Below are 16,777 nucleotides of genomic sequence, written 5' to 3' on the forward strand. Positions count from 1 at the left end.
CGTCTTAGGTTCAGAGTGTTTCACGTTCAGGGAATGTCATCAACGGTAATTCTACGTGAATTTTCATACCACCTAAAGGTGATCTTTCTGCATGAATCGTTCCATCGTGCGCTTCGACGATATTATAACAAATTGCCAGCCCTAACCCTGAGCCACCGCTTGCACGATTGCGGGAAGACTCACAGCGATAAAAACGCTCAAAAACATGTTGGCATTGCTCGGCAGTCAGTCCGGGAGCACTGTCTTGTAAATCCAATACCCAACAGTGTTGATTTGAATAAGCTTGAATAATTGTTTTTCCGTGCTCATTGGTATAGCGCAGGCTGTTTTCCAGCAAGTTTTGGAATAGCTGCATCAGTCGATCTGGATCAGCAAACAGAGTTACATTTTCTTTCAGGCTCAACGCCAGGGTGATTTGTTTATCAGCGAAACGACCTTGATAACCTGCCACAGAGAGTTGCAGTAATTCGCTGACCTTAACGGCTTCTTTTCTATAAGTCAGAGAGCCGCGATCGGAAAGCGATAATAAATGCAGGTCGTTGACCAATTTTGTTAAGGTCGTGACTTCCGTGAGTAGAGAATGGATAGTCTCCTGTGTCGGTTGTCGCACACCATCCTGCAAAGCTTCCAGTTCCCCACGCAGTACAGAAAGCGGGGTGCGCAATTCATGGGAAATATCCGCCATATAATCACGTCGCATCTGCTCATTTTTTTCCAGTGTACTGGCGAGCTGATTAAAATCTGACGCCAGCTTACCGATTTCATCTTGACTGGATGGAATAACGCGGACACTAAAATCACCCGCAGCAAGTTTGTGGGTTCCTTCTACCAGACGTTTGACCGGCCTTAAAAAGCCACGGGAGAGAAGAAAAGTCGCAATCAGTGCCAGTAAGGTGGAAAAACCAGCAATAATCCAACTGGTGAATTGTTGCTGGTGGGCGAAACTAATATCGGCCTGACGAGTAATTTTGTCCGAAGTGCTGACAATGACCCAACCGACAACGCCATTTTGATAGGTGACAGGTTCACGGTAACTTTCTGCCGGAATGTCATTGGAATGACCTACCAGACGATTCATTTGAGTATCCACAACCCAGAACTGGGGACGCCAACCGTGGGAAGTTGTTCTTTTATAGATATCACTATTTTGTTCAATGGTACGGATGATTTGAAAAATCATCCGATCATTTTGGGTTAAGAAACGCCAGTCGCCGTATTGCTGGTATTGTTCTGTCAATGCGTCTGCCAGCATCTTTGCGCGCATTTGGCTATTTTGTTTGATATAGCCAATAAAGCCGTGCTGGAAACTGAGGCGGACGCCCCAGTGCATAGTGACCAATACCAACATACAAGTGGCAAAAATCGCCAAAAATAACTTACTGCTGATGCCTGTTTTTATCATGAATTTCCTGCTGATGCCGATGCGTGAGGCTGTTTGGTACGATGTCGCAGCCATTTTTCGCGCAGTCGGTCAAAGAACAAATATACAACGGGGGTGGTGTATAGCGTAAGCAATTGGCTCATCACCAGACCACCGACAATGGTGATACCCAATGGGAAACGCAGTTCAGCGCCGTCGCCGTTGCTCAGAACCAAAGGTAAGGCACCGAACAAAGCAGAAAGTGTTGTCATCATAATCGGCCGGAACCGCAATAAACAGGCTTGAAAGATCGCCTCTTGAGGACTGACATTACCGTTTCGTTGCGCTTCGAGGGCGAAATCCACCATGATGATGGCGTTTTTCTTGACAATACCCACCAGCAACATGATTCCAATCATCGCAATCAGGCTAAATGGCGTATTGAACAACTCCAGTGCTAATAATGCCCCTATTCCCGCAGAGGGCAAGGTAGAAAGAATCGTCAATGGATGAAGATAACTTTCATACAAGACGCCCAGAACCAGATAAACTGTCACAATCGCGGCAAGGATCACAAACAATTGGGAGCGTTCACTCTGTTGGAAATCTTGTGCAGTGCCTGCAAATGAGCTGCGAACTGACGAAGGAACACTGAGTTCTGTCATGGTTCTTTCTATTACAATGATTGCGTCAGACAACGTATAACCCGGCGCAACATCAAAACCGATAGTCGAAGAGGCAGAAAGCCCTTCGTGGTAAACATCTAATGGGGCGTTAGCAGGACGCCAGTGAGCAAAATAGGAAAGCGGGATACGTTCCCCTTTGCTATTAATGACAAACATTTTCTCCAGAGCCGTTGGGTCCTGATTGTATTGCGGTGCAACTTCCATCACCACCTTGTACTGATTTAACGGTTGGTAAATGGTAGAAACTTGCCGTTGTCCAAAGGCATTATAGAGTAATTTATTGGCATCAGAGACATTGATGCCTAAACGTGCCATTACATCACGATCATAGATAATTGCTATTTCTGCCCCTTTAGCCTCTTCGTCTTCATCTGAATTGACATCCACTAATTGCGGCTGTTTTTCCAATGCTTTTTTGACAGTAGGACTCCATTTGCGCAGTTCGCCAAAATCATCAGACAGTAAATTAAACTGATAAGTGGATTTTGAACCGCGACCTCCGGATCTGAGATCCTGAACAGGAACTAAATGAAGACGTGCTCCTGCCTCATTGGTGAGCTTACTTCTTAAACGCGTTATCACTTGTTGGATACTTTCAGAACGCTCTTCCAATGGTTTCAGGGAAATAAACATAACGCCAGTGTTGATGCTATCACCACCGGTAGATCCCACAACATTATCCACTGTCGGATCTTCATCAATGATCTGCATAAAGCGTTTCATTTTTTCACGCATAGCTTGAAATGAAATACTTTGATCCGCAACCACAAAGCCCAATATTTTTCCCGTATCTTGATGCGGGAAAAATGTTTTCGGGATACTGATATAGAGCCAGATATTCAGAGCGATAATACCGACTAATGTAAGTAGTACCCAGCGGGTATGATTGAGTATCCATTTCAGTGAACGGCCATAACTTTGCTGAATTTTCAGCAATACCTTACCGAATCCTTGCTTTTGTCTCTGTGTTTTTATTGGTGATGATTTGAGTAAATATGCGCACATCATTGGAGTCAATGTCAGTGAAACTAACAGAGAAATTCCAATGGCGGTTGCAAGTGTGACAGCGAAATCCCGGAAAAGCCTGCCGAGTAGCTCATCGATCAACACAAGAGGAATGAAGACGGCAATGAGTGACAGACTCATGGCAAGTACTGTGAATCCAACTTCCCTGACACCTTTGAGGGCAGCTTCCATCGGCTTCAACCCGGCATCCAGATGCCGGGAAATATTTTCCAGTACAACAATCGCATCATCGACAACAAATCCGGTGGCAATGGTTAGTGCCATCAGCGAAAGGTTGTTCAAACTGAAACCACATAAATATATAGCAGTAAAAGTGCCAATGAGTGATACCGGAACGGCAATTGCCGGAATCAATGTGGCCCGGCCTGAACGTAAAAACAGGAACACCACCAGAATGACCAAGGCAACCGCAATGGCAAGTGCCCTTTCTACTTCTTGCAGGGAAGCTTGGATAGCTGGTGAGCGATCCTGCGCGATATTTAATTGAATACTGGCAGGCAGAGATTCTTGCAGGATAGGAAGTTGATCACGAATGCGTTGAACAGTTGCGATAATATTCGCACCGGCTTCACGGCGAATAATAATGACAATTGCAGATTTATTGCCGGACATCCCCGCTGCCCGGATATCCTCGATCGAATTTTTAACATCTGCGACATCCTGCAAACGAACCGGAGCGCCATTATTATAATGCACAATAATAGAGCGATAGCTGTCTGCTGTTTTCAGTTCATCATTGGTGTGCAGTTGCCAGTTTTGTTTATCTGAATCAACATAGCCCGTTGGGCGCCGGACATTGGCATCACTGATAGCATTGCTGACATCATTGAGAGAAACACCTTGATTGAAAAGGGCGTTAGGGTTCAATTCAACACGTATAGCAGGTAATGAACTACCGCCGACACTGACCTTGCTGACGCCTTCTACCTGAGAAATTTTTTGAGCCAATCTGGTGGAAGCCAGATCATAGAGTTGCCCTTCACTATAACTGTCTGACGTGAGGGTTAATATCATGATCGGGGCGTCTGATAGATTGGCTTTATAATATACCGGTTTGCTTGGCATACCGGAGGGCAATAAGCTTTGCGCAGCATTGATGGCGGATTGAACGTCCCTTGCTGCGCCATTGATATCCCGATTGAGGTCGAACTCCAAATAAATAAAGGAGGTTCCCAACGAGCTGGTGGACCCCATCTCTTTTACCCCTGCAATCCTGCCTAACGCGCGTTCCAGAGGTGTCGTCACAGAGGACGCCATCGTTTCTGGTGACGCACCGGGCATAGAGGCATGGACTGTTATCACAGGAAAATCCACTTTTGGCAGCGGCGATACAGGCAACAAGATAAAACTGAGCGCACCACACAGAGTGATAGCTAAACTCAGCAATGTCGTGGCAACCGGCCGCTGGATAAATAGGGCGAAAAATTTCACAGCGGCTCCTGATGATTAACAGAGGGTTTATCAAGCCTGGTTTGATTACCTTTCTCAGTCTTCTGGTTCTTATTTTTCCGGTAAGAATGCGCTAACTGATCAAAAAGTAGATAAATGACGGGCGTTGTAAACAAGGTCAGAATCTGGCTCATAATCAAACCGCCCACCATGCTGACACCCAATGGGCGACGCAGTTCCGCACCAATACCGGTGCTGAGCATCAGAGGCAATGCGCCCAATAGCGCCGCCATTGTCGTCATCAATATCGGCCTGAAACGTAACAGACAGGCTTGATAAATAGCCTCATATGGAGACATGCCTTTTTCACGCTCCGCTGCCAGAGCAAAATCGATCATCATGATAGCGTTCTTCTTCACAATGCCGATTAAGAGAATGATCCCAATGATGGCGATAATATCTAATTCATATCCGCCCACCATCAAAGCCAGCAATGCGCCAACACCCGCAGTAGGCAAGGTTGACAAAATGGTAACTGGATGGATAAAACTTTCATACAGTACACCGAGCACAATATACATAGCGACGACCGCAGCCAGAATCAGCCAAAGGGTATTGCTGAGAGCATCCTGGAACGCCAGCGTTGCCCCTTGAAATTGCGTGATAATATCTTTTGGCATTTGAATCGACCGTTCTGTCTCCTTGACGGCATTCACTGCGTCTTCAAGGGAAGCGTTTTTCGTAGTGTTGAACGAAAAAGTGACAGAAGGGAATTGTTGCAAGTGATTGATAGATAAATTCCCAAGCCGTTGTTCAACAGTAGCAATGGCATTAAGTGGCACCATTTTTCCATCATTTCCAGTCAGATAAAGATCGTTGAACGCCTCTAAACCGGATGAATTTTTCGTATCTTGTTCAAGAATGACCCGGTACTGATTTGACTGTGTGTAAATGGTCGAAATCAGGCGTTGGCCGAAAGCGTTATACAGCGCATTATCCACGGCAGCCATGGAGATCCCGAATCGGCTGGCCATATCACGATCCACATTGAGATAAGCGACAAGCCCTTTATCTTGCCAATTGTGACCGATATCTACCAACTCCGGCCGCTGCTTCAGGGCACTTTGCAATTTGGGAACCCAGACAGCGAGTTCATCAAGAGAAGTTGCCTGCAATGTGAATTGGTATTGCGTACGGGATACTTGGGTGTCAATTGTCAAATCTTGTGTCGGTTGCAGATACAATGTGACATCGGGTACTCCGGCAATACGTTTCTGTAATCGAGGGATTACCTCGTCAACCCGGTCGTCACGTTGGCTGAGCGGTTTCAACGTAATCTGGAGACGTGCATTATTCAACGTTGAATTATTACCATCAACGCCGATAAATGTCGTGACATTATCCACCGCAGGATCTTGCAGTAACAGCGTAGTCACTTGCCGTTGTTTATCTGCCATCGCATTGAATGAAATGGATTGTGGAGCTTCCAGTGTGCCCTGAATCAACCCGTTGTCTTGCAAAGGGAAAAAACCTTTGGGGATCATAATATAGAGCAGGGCAGTCAGCGCTAACGTACCAAACGCAACGCTAAGGGTGATCCAAGGATGATTTAACACCCGTTTCAAAAAGACCGCATATATCGCAATCATGCGTTCAAAAAAATGTTCGCAAGCTTGTTCAAAGCGATTGTGTTTAATGTCTGCTTCGGATTTCAACATTCTTGCGCACATCATTGGTGTTAGTGTCAATGACACAACCGCAGAAATTAAAATGGCGACAGCAAGAGTAATAGCGAATTCCCGGAACAGGCGGCCGACGATATCTCCCATAAACAGCAATGGGATCAATACAGCAATTAACGAAAAGGTCAGCGAAATAATAGTAAAGCCAATTTCTCCCGCTCCTTTTAATGCTGCCGCCAGAGGTTTTTCTCCCCGTTCAATATAACGGGAAATATTTTCTATAACGACAATCGCATCATCGACCACAAAGCCGGTTGCGATGGTTAATGCCATCAAGGTGAGGTTATTGACGGAAAAGCCGCAGAAATACATAACGGCGAACGTCCCCACCAATGAAAGCGGTACAGCAATACTGGGAATCAGGGTTGCCGTGGTATTGCGCAAGAACAGATAAATCACCATGACAACCAGCGCAATAGCCAGCAACAGTTCAAATTGAACATCCTTGACTGAACTGCGGATTGTAACAGTACGATCTGTCAGGACTTCCACATTGACTGATTTGGGTAAGCTGCTGATCAGCTCCGGCAGCATGACACGGATATTATCTGTGGTCTCGATAACATTCGCGCCGGGTTGGCGTTGAACATTGATGACAATAGCGGGTTTTTCATTGGCCCATGCGCTGAGTTTGTCATTTTCTGCCCCTTGTTCAATGTTCGCAACATCACTCAGGCGAATAGGGGAGCCATTTTTATAGGCGACGATTAACTTGCGATAATCATCGATAGATTTCATCTGATCATTGGAGGAAATTGTGATAGAACGTGTTGGCCCATCAAAACTGCCTTTTGCGGAATTGACATTGGCTTTCATGATAGCCGAACGAATCGTATCACTGTCCAAACCTTGTGCGGCGATGGCCTGTGCATTCAATTTCACCCGTACCGCAGGACGCTGCCCGCCAGCCAATGTGACCAAACCCACGCCACTGACCTGAGAAATACGCTGAGCTACACGGGTTTCCACCATATCTTGCACTTGCGTCATGGGCAGGGCATCAGACGTTACGGCCAGCGTCAGAATAGGGGGATCAGCCGGGTTGACTTTGCTATAAATGGGGGGATAAGGCAAATCTTCCGGCAGTAGATTGCTGGCTGAATTAATGGCCGCCTGTACATCTTGCTCTGCTACATCCAATGGCAGTGAAAGCTGGAATACCAGCGTGATAACAGAGGCTCCCCCGGAACTTCTGGAAGACATCTGCTTTAAGCCGGACATTTGCCCGAACTGGCGTTCCAGCGGCGCTGTAACGGCAGATGTCATAACATCAGGATTGGCACCGGGATAGAACGTTACCACTTGAATAGTCGGATAATCCACTTGTGGCAACGCAGAAACGGGCAGCATCCGATAACCGATAAACCCGGCCAGCAATATCGCAATCATAAACAGCGTCGTGGCAACAGGACGCAAGATAAACAGGCGGGATGGTCCCCCGCCTGGAATTGGAGAATCAGGTTGCATTAGGAATTCTCCACTTTACCGTTTGATTGCTCTGAGTTTTTTTGAACTTTATCGGTATCAAGTGACTCAACTGTCAAAGGTTTGACAATTTCAACCTTGGTACCTTCGGTCAGTTGGTCAATACCATCGGTGACAACCCGTTCGCCTGCGGACAAACCGCTGTTGATAACCACGAGTTGGCTATTTTGCAGGCCCGCAATGACTTTATGCTTGCTGACTTTATTTTCTTTATCCACTTTCCAGACGAAGTTACCTGAATTGCCCATTTGTAACCCGGCTGTTGGGATCACAACAACATTATCCAGTGTGTCGACTTTTATCTGGATATTGACGAACTGATTAGGAAATAACACGTTGTCCTGATTATTAAATTGAGCTTTCATTTTAATCGTGCCAGTAGCGACATCAATTTGGTTATCAATACTGTGCAGTTTACCTTGCGCCAATTGTTGCTGATTATTGCGATCCCACGCACTGACAGGTACATTTGCGTGATTTTTCTGGGCGTTTAATACCAAGCTGATATCATTTTCAGGCAGAGAAAACAGGACATCAATGGGATCGACTTGTGTAATGACAACAATCGGAGTACCGCCTGCACCAGATATGTAATTACCGATATCAATACGTTTCAAACCAACACGACCGGAAATAGGTGCAGTAATGCGGCTGTAGTTCAATTGTAGTTTAACTTCGTCAATATCTGATTGATCAGCTTTCAGACTGGCTTCGCTCTGACGCACCAAAGAAATTTGCTTATCCAGATCTTGTTGGGAGATAAGTTTATTCTTCACCAATTGTTGAAAGCGGATCAGATCTTGTTTGGCATTCGTTAATGTTGCCTGGTCTTTGGCATATTGCCCTTGTGCTCTTGCTAATTTGACCTGAAGAGGACGCGGATCAATTTCAGCCAGCAAGTCCCCTTTTTTGACATATTGGCCTTCACTGAAATGCAGATTTATTAACTGGCCTTCCACTTGGCTGGTGACCGTCACGGTATTTGCAGCCTGAACCGTCCCTAATCCTCTTAAATAATGGGGGACAGATTTTATTTCAGCCGTTGCTACTTGCACAGGCGATCGGGCTTGCTTCATTTCATTTTGTTCGGTTTCTGGATCCTGAGTCTGATCTGGTGTTGAAGGCGTGTTAAAGTATTTCCACGCAAAGAAAATCACTGCAACGATCACGGCTATAGCCGCAGCGAGTCGGAAAAAGTAGGAACGACTTTTGTTATTCATTTGCTCGACATTCTCTCAATGTTGTGGCGATAATCAATCGTGCCGCATCTTATACCAAATAGATGCAGGATATATTATTAGTGTAACCAGCTAGAATTAGTCAATAATGAAGAAAATATGGAGGTTATGTCAAAAAGATAATGTTTTTGATAGTGATTTTTCATGGAATTTGTGATGGGGCCTCCAAAGGAGGGCAGAGAATTATGTTATGAGCGATAGGCGTTCCTCTTTGCAATTAATTAACATGACCTTGTTCATCAAGTGTTAATGATATGTATTTTTTTCATAGAGTTAATATTTTACTTTATACATTGGTAACAAATATCAGGCTAGTCAGGAGAATGAAATATCTGTATTAAAGTGACATCATTCCATTCACAGAGAAAAAAATGTTAACCATAGTCCAATTGTATTTGTAAAACCACAAGATAAATCATCACCATTATTACTGATGTCAATTTCAGATGATGAAACATTAAATCTGAGATTTGACTCTTATCGCACAGCCCAATCTGGAGCACAGGAATTATATTATTTTATCGAATGTCGTGATGCGACAATTCTTGAGTTATCACCGAACTATCCGCACAGTGTTAACCATGCGGAAGCACAACCAGAAAAATTGGTTCTATTAAATTTAAAGACATTATTTACCGTCACCATATGATATGGCGGGAACTTCTGGATATAGTGTCTGGGAAGACAGAGTATATTAATAATTGAGATAAACGCCGATTAAATCATCGGCGTTTTTACACAGGCCCAATTGTAATGCGTTGGGTAAAATAATATATGTATGAAAGCACTTAAACCAAAAACAGCGTTGCCAACCCCAAAAAGATAAAGAACCCACCAGTATCGGTAATTGCTGTAATCATTACGCTGGAACCAATTGCAGGATCTCTTCCCAATTTCATCATGATAAATGGAATCAACACACCCATCAGGGCTGCCATCAATAGGTTCAGTATCATTGCCATTGTCATCACACCACCCATAGCCAGATCGCTGTAGAGTAAGTAAGTGACAACGCCCATTATTCCACCCCAAATAATACCGTTGATTAAAGCAACGCCAAGTTCCCTTAATAACAAGTAAGAAAAACTACCGGTTTGGATTTGATGGAGTGCCAGCGCCCGGACGATCATCGTAATGGTTTGGTTGCCGGTGTTACCCCCAATCCCCGCCACAATAGGCATTAAAGTTGCGAGGGCAACAAGCTGGGAAATAGTATGTTCGAATAGCCCGATAACACGTGAAGCGACAAAAGCTGTACATAGGTTTATCGCGAGCCATGTCCAGCGAGTTTTGACAGCTTGCCCAACAGGAGCAAAAACGTCCTCTTCCCGGCTCAGGCCTCCCATGCGGCGGATGTTGGTATCCGTTTCTTCACTTAAAGTATCAACAATATCTTCAACGGTCAGACGGCCCATCAAACGCCCATTATTATCGACTACCGCAGCAGAGATTAAGTCATAACGTTCGAACGCACTGGCCGCATCTTCACCTTTTTGTTCTGGCGAGAAAGTCACGGTATCCGTATTCATCACTTCGGAAACCAATCTGTCCGGTGCCTTGGTCAGTAAGGTGGTGAGAGGAAGCTCCCCTTGAAGCCGGTTTTTACGATCAATAACGAAGATCTTATCTGTAGTTTCGGGAATTGAGCCTCTGGAACGTAAAAAGCGTTGAACTGTGCTGAGCGTAATGCTTCCCCGTACTGTTACGAACTCAAAATCCATCATCTGGCCGATGCTGTCTTTATGGTACTGTAATACTTCGCGGATGCGGTTGCGTTGACTCGGCTCCAGATAAGTCAGTAAGCGGCGTGTGGTTTCACGTGGCAGATGTTCCGCAATGTAAGCTTGCTCATCCACATGCAGTGTACCAATAGCGCGCAGCAGCTTGACGTCAGACATATCTTTAATCAAGTTGTCCCAGATCGGGACAGAGGCTTCAACCAGAACTTCACCGCGCTGGTTATTGTCGATCAAACGCCACAAAGCAAGACGCTCATCATAGGGTAACGCTTCCAGAATATCCGCAATGTCGGCAGCATGCAGGTCTGCCAGCAGAATACTGACTTCCTCTATTTTCTCCAGTAACTGTTCGTCGCTGATGGTTGAATGTTCATCAGCCTGGCCCAATAATTTATCGACAAATAGCTTGTCGTTAATGAATAACGAAAGTAAGCGTTGACGGACATGTGCCAGTTTTTGGGAATGCTGGTTGGCAACGGTTGCATTATCAGGTGTAAAGGCCGGTTGTAACATGGTGTACCTTTAAGACAGAAAATAGGGCAAAAAACAGGATAATTACAATAACATAACCATAACATAATCAGGAGCATTGACCTTAAGTTAGCATAGTAACTACTTTGTTTCTGGTCTATTAAGATATTCCACCGATTGCTGTTTTGTTTGCTTTTGCTGGTAATGCTCCAGAGCTGCAACGAATGAATAGATAAAGCGCCCAAATAAAATCAGAAAGCTGATAAGCAGTATCAATTTTGTAATTTGAACAGTTTTCTTTTTCTTCTTCATAACGTGTATCGTTAAGTCGATTCCTCTTTAATGTGTAAATTCCAGCCTGTCACGTCACGCCAGTACTCTTGTTCTTTCTCTAAATCAAGCTGCACGAGGGCATTTTGCGTTAAATAATTGGCTGGCAGATAGAGCGTCCAATGACCATGGTCAGTTTCCAGCCTCAGGGTTTCCGGTGTCGTGGTCGATTGGCGCTGATTATTCAACAGGGTTGCTAACCGCAATATCTTCAGCATAGGAAGATACTGTTTTTTCTTGAACAGATAGAAACGGGGATGCTCATGTACTTTAATCGCCTTGCGATGATAACGTACCAGTGTTGCCAGTAACGATTGCTGTTCTTGATTAAACCCCGGTAGATCGGTATGTTGCAGGATATAAGCGGAATGCCGTTGCAGCCCACTCAAATTGATACTTAAACCGACTTCGTGCAACATGGCAGCCCATAGCAGAATAGACTCCAGTTGTGGGTGCACCCGCTTGGGATTTTGCTCTACCCATTGATCATAAAGGTTTTTGGCGGTGTTCCAGACCCGATCGGCTTGTTCCCGGTCAATATTGTAGTGTTCAGCAAGACTTTTGGCGGTTCTTTGACGAATATCTTGATGGCGGAAACGATCTTCCATTTCGTAAAGTACACCTTCCCTGAGCGCTCCTTGGGATAGACGCAATTCCTGAATAGGCAGGGCGTCGAAAATACCACACAATATTGAAAGGCCGGGAACAAAAGTTCGTTTGCGGTCATCGGAAAGCCCCGGCAGATCCAGCGAATCGAAATTTTTGTGTTTCAGAACCCGTTTTACCAGCATATTAAGGCGTTCTGGGGTAATCAAACCATCTTTTTCACCCAGTTCCACCAATAATTCGTGGATAGCTTTAATGGTTCCCGATGCTCCCAAGGCAAAATCCCAGCCTTTTGTGCGGAATTGCCAAACAAGGTTTTCCAGTTTTTGTGCGGCTTGGAGCCGCGCCTTGCGGAAATTATGCTCGCTGATTACACCATCAGGAAAGAATTGACGGGCAAAACTGACGCAGCCCATGCGACGGCTTTCAATCAGCAGCGGCTCGAAGTCTTCACCAATAACCAATTCCGTTGAGCCGCCACCAATATCAATCACTAATTTTCGGCCTTTTTCTGGTTGAGTATGTTCAACGCCCATAAAAATCAGGCGGGCTTCTTCATGACCAGAAATAATTTCAATCGGGTAGGGAAGAATTTCTTTTGCCCGTTTTAAAAACTCTTGTGCGTTAGTTGCTTCGCGTAAACTATGCGTTCCCACCAAACAGACATTATCTGCGGAAAAACCCTGCAATCGTTCGGCAAACAGAGAAAGGCAGCTCAAACCACGCTGGATAGCTTCTTCGCTTAATTCATTTTTGCTGTTTAAACCATCGGCAAGGTAAACCCGCTTCTTTAAACGTCCGATAACCTGTAATGCCCCGTTTACAATACGGGCAATTACCATATGAAAGCTGTTGGAGCCTAAATCAATAGTCGCAATTTCTTGGGGTTTGGGTACGGGGGTGTCGTGTTTCAACGGCATAAATCAGGCTCTGGGTTCCGGTTGTTCAAGGTGTTTCAGATAATCATAAACAGCAAGTTGCGCACGGATTTTACGCTTATTTCCTCGTGGAACATAGCGGTTGCTCAACTCTTTATCAATATAACGTGCCTTGACGGTATCACTGAACTGTAATTCGAGGATATCCAGAACCTGTTGTTTTAACATGGGTTCCAGCAGGCAAACGGCCACTTCAATGCGATAATCGATATTTCGTGTCATCCAGTCAGCAGAGGAGAGAAATATTTTCTCATCACCTTTATTGGCAAAAACATAAACGCGATCGTGTTCCAGAAAGCGATCGACAATACTGGTGACCTGAATATTTTCACTGAAACCCGGTTGATTGGGAACTAAAGAACACATGCCACGTACCAGAATGCGAACTTTAACACCGGCTTCTGAGGCATCATACAGGCGATCCACCAGTTCCTTATCAACTATGTTATTAATTTTAAGGGTAATTCCGGCTACTTCACCCGCTTTGGCGTTTTCGATTTCTTGCGTAATTAATCGATTGAGCGTTGCCCGTGAGTTTTGTGGCGATACCATTAAATTATCAAATGTAACCGGACGATAAGGGTTTTCAATAAAGTTAAATACCCGGCGAACTTCATTGGTGACTTCGGGTTTTGCGGTCAACAGTGAGTAATCGGTATATAACCGCGCTGTTTTTTCATTGAAATTCCCTGTACCAATATGGGCATAACGGATAATTTCATTTCCCTCAAGGCGCGAAATGATGAATAGCTTGGCGTGAATTTTCAGGCCAGGGGCGGAAAAAATAACATGGACGCCAGCTTCGGTCAGGCGTTTTGCCCAATGAATGTTGGCTTCTTCATCAAAACGTGCCTGTAGCTCTACTACAACAGTGACTTTCTTGCCGTTATGTGCTGCATGGATCATGGAGTCGATAATGCGTGAGTCTTTTGCAACACGGTAGATATTAATTTTGATAGAGATCACGCTGGGATCGAAAGAAGCCTGCCGCAGTAATTCCAGTACGTGTTCAAACGTGTGGTAAGGATAATAGAGCAAGACATCTTTTTCGCGAATAGCATCGAATCCGTTGCGGAAATGGTCGAACCAGGTATGGCGCAGCCGTGGCATGGGTTTGTTCAGTAAATTGCGGTTTCCTTCATTGGGAAATTTAATGAAATCCTTAAAATTATGATAGCGTCCGCCTGCAATGACGGAATCATCATTGGAAAGCCCTAGTTTACTGCGCAGCAAGTCCACCATTTCATCTGGCATATCACGCTGGTAAACAAATCGTACTGGCTCTGCCGTCAACCTCTGTTTAAGCGTGGAGGACATCAATTCCAGAAGGCTGGATTCCATTTCTGTTGCCAAATCATACTCGGAATCGCGAGTCATTTTCATGGAGTAGACATTCAAAGTATCGTAATCGAAGAACCCTTTGAAAATTTCATCCAGCGTGTAACGCAGAATATTATCAAGTAAGATCATTGACTTGCGTCTGCGTGGCATTTCGGGAGGGAGGTTAACGAAACGAGGGACTTTATCCGATGGAATTTCCAGCAGGGCGTATTGCGTTTCTTGACCACGGATAATTTCAACGGCCAAATAGGTATAGTCATCTTTGAGAAACTCAACCAAATTAGTTTCTGGATTGATGACAATTGGCGTAATGTGTGGGCGCAAATGTTGCCGAAAATATTGCCGTAGCCAGATTTGTTGATTCGGCGATATTTGCCGTTCATTGATCAAAAAAATCTGGTTGCGAGCCATTTCCAGTAGCAGCTCGTTATAGAGTTCATCGAACTCTTGATCGATTTTGGCTACTTTAGCCTCAATTTTTTTCAACAATTGGCGGGCGCTGGTGGCTGAACCCCGTTCCTCACTGATAAGAATTCGCCGTTTTACGTCAGCAAAACGAACTTTATAAAACTCATCCAGGTTATTGGAGTAGATCCCTAAGAACCTCATTCTTTCTATCAGCGGGTTACTTTTGTCAGCCGCTTCCTGAAGTACACGTTCGTTGAAAGAGAGCCAGCTCAGTTCTTTTTCGGTATAGAGACGATCGTGGGACATTACTACTCCATTTGGTTTGCCATTTAATCTAATGGTCAGCGTTTAATGGGCCAGGTGTTTAACCGGCTAAGTGTTTAACCGGCCAAGTGGTTAACCGACCAAAATATCGGTCTGTGCTTCACGGGTTTTATTGGCAAAATAGTGGTGTTGGAATGTACACATCCTAATGGCTGTATGATAAGAGCCATTTACAAAAAATTCATCGATTAATTCGCCTTCGGTGTAAAATCCCAATTTATTGTATATGTGAATTGCTTTCGAATTTTCTTTATCAACAATTAAGTACAGCTTGTAAAGATTCAAAACAGCAAAAGCGTACTCCATCGCAAGTTTGGCGGCTACGGCAGCATAGCCTTGCCCTTGGTAGGCCGGGGCAATGATAATCTGAAATTCTGAGCGACGGTGGACATAATCAATTTCGACTAATTCGACTAACCCGACTTTGGAGTTCATGCTTTCGATAATAAAACGGCGCTCACTTTGGTCATGAATGTGCTTGTCATAAAGATCGCATAATTCAACAAAGGCTTCATAAGGCTCTTCAAACCAATAGCGCATGACACTGGCATTATTATCAATTTGATGAACAAAAGGGAGATCTTCCCGCTCAAGGGGGCGCAAATTTACGGATGGTCTTTCTGGATCACTGGACATTGGATACCTCAGTGCTTCTTGCAGATTGTATGAATTCATTCTATACCCTTCAACTTTCTTCAAACGGTCGTCGCGTTGCAAGGTGAAATCTATCGGGTACAAATATAGCTAATAATGTTCGAATAAATAATTATTACAAGATAAATAATTATTGTCGGGCTAATATTTTTAGGTGGATAAACAACCAGATTCTTTAGGCATGGAAGTATAATAGAAGCATAAAGGGATAGAGGCAGAGAAAGAGAAACCAATCCGAAGCGGCAACTTACAGCAAAGTATTATCTTAATTACAGTATATTAATTAAAGTGCGTATTAACACTGAGCTGTAAGTTAGGGGCTAACTATTCTGAAGCATAACCTTGTGGCGGTAAAACGTTGCCATCCATTACCGCTGTATTTCTTTCCATAGCTAAACGACCATTCAGGAACCAACCAATGACCAGAGGATAAATATTATGTTCTTGGGTCTGGACGCGTCCGATAACGTCTTCTTCCTTATCTCCATCAAAAATAGGTACTTTAGCTTGTAGAATGATTGGGCCGCCATCCAGCTCTTCTGTAACAAAATGGATGGAAGTGCCATGTTCTTTATCACCATTTGCAATGGCTTTCTGGTGAGTATGCAGGCCGGGATATTTTGGTAATAGGGAAGGGTGAATATTGAGCAGGCGTCCATGATAATGCCGGACAAAATCAGGCGATAAAATTCTCATATAGCCTGCCAAAACAACTAAATCCGGCTGATATTGATCGATAGCCTTGAGCAGAGCAACATCATAACTGGTGCGATCAGTATATCCTTTTGGGTCAATAAAATGGGCTGGAATATTGGTCTGTTCAGCCCGTTTCAAACCATAGGCATCAGCATTATTACTGAAGACGGCAGAAATACTCCCATTAATCCGGTTTTGTTGGCAGGAATCTATGATGGATTGAAGATTGCTACCATTGCCGGATACTAAAACGACAATTTTTTTCATGGTTTCTCTTAGCTGAAGATTTCATTGACTGATATACCCTTTATCTTGCAAGTTGCAGTTTTATTGACTGCAACTTG

11 protein-coding genes are annotated in these 16,777 nt (G+C 44.4%); 1 reads left to right on the forward strand and 10 read right to left on the reverse strand.

Annotated features, from left to right (window positions below; all coding sequences use genetic code 11):
- Positions 1 to 10: 10 nt before the first annotated feature.
- Genes baeS through Xmir_RS04760 form a run of 4 tightly spaced genes read right to left on the reverse strand, consistent with a single transcriptional unit; the run spans position 11 to position 8,908 of the window.
- Positions 11 to 1,399 carry an envelope stress sensor histidine kinase BaeS gene (gene baeS, locus Xmir_RS04745; protein ID WP_208620387.1) on the reverse strand — a complete coding sequence of 463 codons (1,389 nt, stop codon included), beginning with the start codon at positions 1,397 to 1,399 and terminating at the stop codon, positions 11 to 13.
- Positions 1,399 to 4,503, reverse strand: a complete 3,105-nt coding sequence (gene mdtC, locus Xmir_RS04750) for a multidrug efflux RND transporter permease subunit MdtC (protein ID WP_099113267.1) — start codon at positions 4,501 to 4,503, stop codon at positions 1,399 to 1,401. The genes baeS and mdtC overlap by 1 nt, the downstream gene beginning before the upstream one ends.
- Positions 4,500 to 7,670 carry an MdtB/MuxB family multidrug efflux RND transporter permease subunit gene (locus Xmir_RS04755; RefSeq protein WP_099113268.1) on the reverse strand — a complete coding sequence of 1,057 codons (3,171 nt, stop codon included), beginning with the start codon at positions 7,668 to 7,670 and terminating at the stop codon, positions 4,500 to 4,502. The genes mdtC and Xmir_RS04755 overlap by 4 nt, the downstream gene beginning before the upstream one ends.
- On the reverse strand, positions 7,670 to 8,908 hold the full coding sequence (locus tag Xmir_RS04760; RefSeq protein WP_099113269.1) for an MdtA/MuxA family multidrug efflux RND transporter periplasmic adaptor subunit: 1,239 nt from the start codon (positions 8,906 to 8,908) through the stop codon (positions 7,670 to 7,672). Before Xmir_RS04760 ends, Xmir_RS04755 begins: the two co-directional genes overlap by 1 nt.
- A gap of 406 nt (positions 8,909 to 9,314) precedes the next feature.
- On the opposite strand from Xmir_RS04760, the gene tssD reads away from it, so the two are divergent.
- On the forward strand, positions 9,315 to 9,575 hold the full coding sequence (gene tssD / locus Xmir_RS33295; protein ID WP_422646031.1) for a type VI secretion system tube protein TssD: 261 nt from the start codon (positions 9,315 to 9,317) through the stop codon (positions 9,573 to 9,575).
- 139 nt (positions 9,576 to 9,714) lie between these two features.
- Here tssD and mgtE read toward each other — a convergent pair whose 3' ends face one another.
- The 6 genes from mgtE to purN form a co-directional block, all read right to left on the reverse strand.
- The gene (gene mgtE / locus Xmir_RS04770; protein ID WP_099113271.1) at positions 9,715 to 11,178 is read right to left on the reverse strand and encodes a magnesium transporter; all 1,464 of its coding nucleotides are present in this window, start codon (positions 11,176 to 11,178) and stop codon (positions 9,715 to 9,717) included.
- Between the two features lie 99 nt (positions 11,179 to 11,277).
- Positions 11,278 to 11,448 carry a YfgG family protein gene (locus tag Xmir_RS04775; protein WP_099113272.1) on the reverse strand — a complete coding sequence of 57 codons (171 nt, stop codon included), beginning with the start codon at positions 11,446 to 11,448 and terminating at the stop codon, positions 11,278 to 11,280.
- A gap of 11 nt (positions 11,449 to 11,459) precedes the next feature.
- Positions 11,460 to 12,992 carry an exopolyphosphatase gene (gene ppx / locus Xmir_RS04780; protein ID WP_099113273.1) on the reverse strand — a complete coding sequence of 511 codons (1,533 nt, stop codon included), beginning with the start codon at positions 12,990 to 12,992 and terminating at the stop codon, positions 11,460 to 11,462.
- Between the two features lie 3 nt (positions 12,993 to 12,995).
- Positions 12,996 to 15,065, reverse strand: a complete 2,070-nt coding sequence (ppk1, locus tag Xmir_RS04785) for a polyphosphate kinase 1 (protein WP_099113274.1) — start codon at positions 15,063 to 15,065, stop codon at positions 12,996 to 12,998.
- Positions 15,066 to 15,155: 90 nt separating this feature from the next.
- The gene (gene speG, locus Xmir_RS04790; RefSeq protein WP_099113340.1) at positions 15,156 to 15,719 is read right to left on the reverse strand and encodes a spermidine N1-acetyltransferase; all 564 of its coding nucleotides are present in this window, start codon (positions 15,717 to 15,719) and stop codon (positions 15,156 to 15,158) included.
- Positions 15,720 to 16,061: 342 nt separating this feature from the next.
- A complete protein-coding gene (gene purN, locus Xmir_RS04795; RefSeq protein ID WP_099113275.1) occupies positions 16,062 to 16,700 on the reverse strand; it encodes a phosphoribosylglycinamide formyltransferase in 639 nt (212 codons plus the stop codon).
- Positions 16,701 to 16,777: the final 77 nt, after the last annotated feature.

The organism is Xenorhabdus miraniensis (assembly GCF_002632615.1).

Bases quoted from the DNA above. Each gene is read 5' to 3' on its own strand.
- Xmir_RS04755 (WP_099113268.1), bottom strand. From the start codon at position 7,670: ATGCAACCTGATTCTCCAATTCCAGGCGGGGGACCATCCCGCCTGTTT.
- Xmir_RS04760 (WP_099113269.1), bottom strand. From the start codon at position 8,908: ATGAATAACAAAAGTCGTTCCTACTTTTTCCGACTCGCTGCGGCTATA.
- mgtE (WP_099113271.1), bottom strand. From the start codon at position 11,178: ATGTTACAACCGGCCTTTACACCTGATAATGCAACCGTTGCCAACCAG.
- Xmir_RS04775 (WP_099113272.1), bottom strand. From the start codon at position 11,448: ATGAAGAAGAAAAAGAAAACTGTTCAAATTACAAAATTGATACTGCTT.
- ppx (WP_099113273.1), bottom strand. From the start codon at position 12,992: ATGCCGTTGAAACACGACACCCCCGTACCCAAACCCCAAGAAATTGCG.
- ppk1 (WP_099113274.1), bottom strand. From the start codon at position 15,065: ATGTCCCACGATCGTCTCTATACCGAAAAAGAACTGAGCTGGCTCTCT.
- speG (WP_099113340.1), bottom strand. From the start codon at position 15,719: ATGTCCAGTGATCCAGAAAGACCATCCGTAAATTTGCGCCCCCTTGAG.
- purN (WP_099113275.1), bottom strand. From the start codon at position 16,700: ATGAAAAAAATTGTCGTTTTAGTATCCGGCAATGGTAGCAATCTTCAA.